Below are 6,198 nucleotides of genomic sequence, written 5' to 3'. Positions count from 1 at the left end.
CCGGCCAGCTCAACAACTACGGCACCGACCCGGCCCAGCCCTCCGGCACCTGGCGCGATGCCTTCCCGCAGCCCGCCGCGGGGGAAAGCGATGCCGCCTACCGGGCCCGCCTCGCCGCGCTGGTGGACAGCGACACGGGCGATCTGCCGCCTCACCTGGCGCTGCTGATCGCCAGCCTGAAAGTCGCCCGCCATCCCCGCGCCCTGCTCAACGACTTCACCCGCCGGCACCTCGATTTCCAGATGCAGACGGTGCTCGGCTTCACCCCGCAGCCAGCCCGGCCCGACCACGCCCATCTGCTGGTGCAGCTCAAAAAGGGTGCCACAGCGCTGGAAATCGGCACGGATCTGCGCCTGTCCGCCGGCAAGGACGCCAGCCAGCGCGAACTGCTGTACCGCCCGGTGCGCCCGGCAGTCATCAACCAGGCCCGCGTCGTCAGCCTGTGCGCCACCCGGCGGGCGCCCGACGGCCACCTCTACTTCGCCCCCATCGCCGATTCCGCCAACGGCCTCGGTGAAAAACTCCCCGCCGAGCAGCCCGCCTGGCACCCCTTCGGCCTGCGCCGCCCGGGCCAGACGGCCCTGCCCGACGCACCGGTGGGCTTCGCCATGGCCGCCGCAGTGCTGCGCCTGGCCAGCGGCCTGCGCAAGATCAGCCTGGGCCTCGGCCTCGACGGGATCGACCCGGAAATGCACAGCGCCGCCACCCTCGCCGGCGCCTTCGAAATCCACCTGTCCGGCGCCAAGGGCTGGATCGGCCCCTTCACCATCGCCAGCGCCGACTCGTCGGTGACTGCCAACAGCTGGACCTTCAGCGTCCTCGTCCCGGCCGACCAGCCGGCCATCGTCGACGCCAGCCCGGCACTCCTCCAGCAGGACTTTCCGGCCGGCCTGCCGATCATCCGCCTGCAGTTGCGCGAAGGCGCCGGCCAGTGGTTCACGCCCCTGTCCGGGCTGCGGGTCAGCCAGGCAAAAATCAGCGTGGAAGCCAGTGGCATCGGCAACCTGACACTCGAAGGCGATTTCGGCACCCTCGACCCGAAGAAGGCCTTCCTGCCCTTCGGTCCGCAGCCAGCGCCCGGCGCACGCCTCTACGTGGGCAGCCCCGAAGCCCTCGGCAAGCGCCTCACGCGCCTGTCCCTGCAACTGGCCTGGCAAGGCGCACCCAACACCCAGACGGCCCTCACCGACCTGTATGCGCATTATTCCGGCCAGGGCGGGCTGGCCTACGGCGTCAGCGCCCAGGCCGAATGGTCCGACGCCGGCGGCAGCAATCCCGTCGGGCCGGTGGCCCTGCTGCCCGCCCCCGGCGGACGCGTCGACCTGAACCTGATCGGCAACACCGGCAAGCGGGGCTACCGCGAACACACCGCCTATGGCGCCCTGGCCCGCTCGGGCAGCGCCTACGCCCGCAAGCAGGCCCTCTACCTCAAGCGCCGGCGCGGCCTGGCTTCCGATGCACCGTCCTCGCCGCGGGCCGGCTTCATCACCCTGACCCTCACCACCGACCTGCTCCACGGGGCCTGGCGCAGCGAGGCCATCGCCGGCCTGCTCGCCAAGCCGCCCACGCCCCTGAAGGAACCGTGGACACCCAAGGTCAGCGCAATCAGCCTCGCCTACACCGCCGAAGCCGGCCCGACGCGCCTCGACGAAGACAGCCCGGCCAGCTTCACCGGCGCCGAGATCGAGTTCTTTCACGTGGATGCTTTCGGCGTATCCCGCGAACACCTGTGGCTCAGCGGCAAGCGCCCGTGGATGCCCCAGGGCAGCGTGCCGCTGATGCCGCCGCATCGCGAAGCCGGCGAACTCTTCATCGGCCTCGCCGGCCTCGCCGCCGGCGACCCGCTGAGCCTGCTCTTCCAGGTCGCCGACGGCAGCGCCGACCCGCAGGCCGAAGCGCAAACCGTCAGCTGGTCGGTGCTCGCCGACAACGCCTGGCGCGCCCTCGTACCGGGCAGCGAACTCACCCTCGACAGCACCCGCAGCCTGCGCAACAGCGGCATTGTCAGCGTAGTCCTGCCCGACGAGACCACCACCGACAACACCCGCCTGCCCGCCGGCCTGGTGTGGTTGCGGGCGGCAGTGCCAGCTGCACCAGAAGCCGTCTGCCAGTTGCTCGGCGTACATCCCAACGCCGTCGAAGTGGCTTTCGAGGACCACGCCAACGCCGCCAGCCACCTGGCCAGCGCCCTGCCCGCCGGCAGCATCACGCGCTGCCTGGCGCCGCCGGCCAGCGTCAAAGCGATCAGCCAGCCCTACGCCTCCTTTGGCGGCGCGCTGCAGGAAGACGCCAGCGCCCTCGCCCGCCGGGCCGCCGAACGCCTGCGCCACCGGGGCCGCGCCATCACCCGCCGGGACTTCGAGCATCTGGTGCTGCAGGCCTTTCCGGCCGTAGACCGGGTCAAGTGCATTCCCCACGCCAGCGCGACGTCCTGGCTCGCTCCCGGCCACACCATGCTGGTGGTGGTCCCCGACCTGCGCCAGCGCAACGCCGTCGACCCGCTGCAACCGCGGGTGGACCTCGACACCCTCGAGCAGATCAAGGCCTTCATCCTGGCCCGCACCCCGATGGGCCTCGACGCCAGCACGCTGAACGTGCGCAACCCCGCCTACCGGGCCGTGCAGGTGGACTTCAAGGTCGTCATGCGCCAAGGCTTCGCCTTCAGCTACTACCGCCAGAACATCAATCAGGCGCTGCTGCAGGCCCTCTCTCCGTGGGCCTTCGACGCCACCCGGCCCCTCGACTTCGGCGGTCGGGTGCTGCGCTCGGCCCTGGTCGATTTCGTCGAAAGCCTGCCCTGGGTGGATTACGTCACCGACTTCCGCCTGAGCCTCGCCGCCACGCCCGCCGACGACCGCCCCGAACTGGCCCCCGACGCCCCCGACGCGATCCTCGTTTCCGCGCCGCAACACCTCATTGCCGAGCTGACCTGATGGCCGCCAACCCGCTCACCGCCGCCACCCTCCCGCGCGCCCCCGAGCCCGCCGGACGCAACGCCGAGGCCCTCTATCGCGAAGGCCTGGAACATCTGCGTCGCCTCGCCGGCCACACCTGGACCGACCACAACATCCACGACCCCGGCATCACCACGCTCGAACTGGTCACCTGGGCGCTGGCCGAACTCGGCTACCGGGCCGATCTGCCGCTGGCCGACCTGCTCACCCCGCCGCAAGGCGCGCCCCTCACGCTCGCCGACCAGTTCCACCGGGCCCGCCAGGTGCTGCCCGTGCGGCCGCTCACCACCCTCGACTGGCGCAAGCTGCTGATCGATCTGCCCGGCGTCAAGAACGCCTGGATCACCCCCACCGAAGCCCCGCCGCTGTACGCCGACCAACTGCGCCGCACCCTGCTGCGCAGTCCGCCCGCCCACCCGCACTACCGGGAAGTGCGCCTCCACGGCCTGTACGGCGTGACCATCGACTTCATGGACGCCCTGAACACCCAGGCCGAGCAGGCGCCGGTACTGCGTGCCGTGCGCGCCACCCTCGAAAACCACCGCAACCTGTGCGAAGACTTCGTCAGCATCGCGCCGGTGCCCACCCAGCGTTTTGCCCTGTGCGCCGAACTCGACCTGGATGCCAGCGCCGACGTCACCGAAGTCGCAGCCCGCCTGCTCTTCGCCGCCGCCGACACCATCGCCCCCACCGTGCCCGCTTACAGCCTCGCCCAGATGCTGGCCCGCCCGCTGCCCGACGGCCGGCCGCGCAGCATCGACGACATCTTCGACGGCCCGCCGCTGGTGCACGGCTTCATCGACGAAGCCGACCTGGCCGCCTCCGAACTGCCTGACGAACTGCGCCTGTCCGACCTGATCGGCGTGCTGATGGACGTGCCCGGCGTGCATGCCATCACCGACCTGGTCCTCAACCCGCTCGACGACGCCGGCTTCGCGGTATCGGTGCCGAACCGCTGGCGCATCCCGGTCAAGGCCGGCCACCTGCCGCGCCTGGCCATCACCAGCGACGGCGAAACCCCGGCCGGCCGGCTGGTCTTTCGCAAGCGCGGCCTGCCGGTAGCCGGCTGGAACATCGCCCAGATGCCGCCGGCGGTGCGCGCCCGCCTCGAAGCCCTGCAGGAAGAAGCCCGCCGCACCGTCGAAACACCCCGCGAAGAAGACCTGCCGGTGCCCGACGGACGCTGGCGCGATCTCGCCGCCTACCGCTCGGTGCAACTCGACTTCCCGCCCCTCTACGGCCTCGGCGCAGCCGGCCTGGCCGGCAACCCGGACGCCCTGCGCCAGGCCCAAGTCCTGCAGTTGAAGGCTTACCTGACCCTCTTCGACCAGCAGATCGCCAACGATCTGGCCCAACTCGCCCAGGCCCGCAGCCTGCTGTCGATTCATCCGGACGAACTCGCCGCCATCGCCGAACGCTTCAACGGCCTACCCGAGCATGCCCACACCCTGGCCAGCCAGCGGGTCGACTCCATCGTCGGCCACGACAAAATCTACGCCGCCGGACTCACCGACACCGGGCTGGCCGGCCTCGCCGAGAGCCCGCTTGAAGCCATCGCCCGCCAGCACGGCCTGCTCGACCACCTGCTGGCCCGGCTGGACGAAGACTTCTCCGAATACGCCGCGGTGATGGCCTCCGCCTTCGGCCACAGCGACGGCGAAGTGATCGCCCACAAATGTGCCTTCCTCGCCGAGGCCGCCGAACTCGGTGCCAACCGGGCCGGCGCCTACCGGCAATACGACAGCGAAGAGCAGTGGAACACCGACAACGTCAGCGGCCTCGAAAAGCGCCTGGCCCGCCTGCTCGGCATCGCCGACTTCAGCCGGCGCAACCTGGGCGCCGTGTCCTACGACACCTACGCCGAAATCGACATCACCCCCGGCGACGAATTCCGCTTTCGCGTGCTGCGCGCCGACGACAACAAGATCCTGCTGTCCTCCACCGTCAACTTCACCAGCCGCGAAGACGCCCGCGCCCGCATGATCGAGGCCATCGCCCGCGGCCAGCAGGTAGACGAGCAGCATTACCGGGTCATCGAAGGGCGCGACGGGCACTTCTACTTCCGCATCATCGACGACGCCGGCCACATCCTGGCCCGCCGGGTCGAAGGCTTCGCCACCGAAGAAGCCGCCCGCGACGCCATCGCCAACCTGGCCGCCTACCTGCGCGACCACTACAGCGGCGAAGGACTTTACGTGTTCGAGAACCTGCTGCTGCGCCCGGAAACCGCCGACGACCCGCTGCTGCCCATCTGCATCGACTCCGACTGCAGCGACTGCGCCGACGCCGACCCCTACTCGTGGCGCCTGCAGATCGTCCTGCCGGCCTACGCCGGGCGCTTCCAGCAGATGGACTTCCGGCACTTCGTCGAACACACCCTCCGCAGCGAAGTGCCGGCCCACCTGCTGCCCAAGATCTGCTGGGTAAACGCCGACGACATGGCCCGCTTCGAGCGCGCCTACCGGGACTGGCTGAACCTCCACGCCAGCCTTACCCGCCCCAGCCCGGCCGACCGGCAGGCCCGGCTGCAAGCCCTTGTGGACGCCCTCACCACCATGAAGAACCAGTACCCCCAGCGCACCCTGTTCGACTGCTTCGCCGAATCGCCCAAGCCGCCCTTCGTACTGGGCAGCACCGCCCTCGGCAGCGCCCCCGATCATTTCGACAACCAGGAGACGGACCATGGCTGATCCGATCAAGGTCCTTCAAAGTCTCGGCGCGCCCCTCGCCAGCCAGTACGCGGTTTTCGAGCGCGACCAGGTCCTCACCCACACCCAGCTCAACGAGGTGGCCACCTGGCTCGACCAGCAGGACCGCCTGTCGCGGGTCAGCCTCGTCGGCATCGGCATCCTCGCCGGCCTGCACCTGGCCACCGACGGCACCTCGCTGAGCGTCGCCCCAGGCATCGGCATCACCAGCGACGGCGACCTGATCCGCCTCGCAGCGCCCCTCGTGCTGGCCGGCTGGCGCAGCTACGACGCCACCGCCCCCCGTTACGAACCCTTCTACGACGCCACCGGCCAGACCCTGCTGGTGACCGGCGAACTGGTCGCCGCCAGCGATCCCCTCGGCACCCCGCTGGCCGGCCTGCCCGGCGTGCTCGACAAGCAGGCCGTAGCGCTGCTGCTGGAAAGCACCGACAGCGACCCGGACCTGTGCACCGGCGCCGACTGCGACAACCTCGGCCGTGAACGCCAGCACCGTCTGCGCGTGCTGCTGCTCGGCCGCGACGACGCCGCCCGCC

At 70.5% G+C, this 6,198-nt stretch carries 3 protein-coding genes; all 3 read left to right on the top strand.

What is annotated here, in order from left to right; translation table 11 throughout:
* On the top strand, positions 1-2,933 hold a 2,933-nt coding region (locus ETQ85_RS22665), incomplete at its 5' end, for a baseplate J/gp47 family protein (protein WP_187394822.1).
* On the top strand, positions 2,933-5,644 hold the full coding sequence (locus ETQ85_RS22660) for a YegP family protein (protein ID WP_148581324.1): 2,712 nt from the start codon (positions 2,933-2,935) through the stop codon (positions 5,642-5,644). The genes ETQ85_RS22665 and ETQ85_RS22660, both read left to right, overlap by 1 nt.
* Positions 5,637-6,198: hypothetical protein (locus tag ETQ85_RS22655; protein ID WP_222862269.1), on the top strand; the 562-nt coding region annotated here is incomplete at its 3' end. The genes ETQ85_RS22660 and ETQ85_RS22655, both read left to right, overlap by 8 nt.

The sequence above is a fragment of the Zoogloea oleivorans genome (assembly GCF_008107625.1).
Lineage (GTDB): Bacteria > Pseudomonadota > Gammaproteobacteria > Burkholderiales > Rhodocyclaceae > Zoogloea > Zoogloea oleivorans.
Note: the sequence above shows the minus strand (reverse complement) of the source record. Positions and strands in the feature narration are given on the sequence as shown.

Bases quoted from the DNA above. Each gene is read 5' to 3' on its own strand.
- ETQ85_RS22660 (WP_148581324.1), top strand. From the start codon at position 2,933: ATGGCCGCCAACCCGCTCACCGCCGCCACCCTCCCGCGCGCCCCCGAG.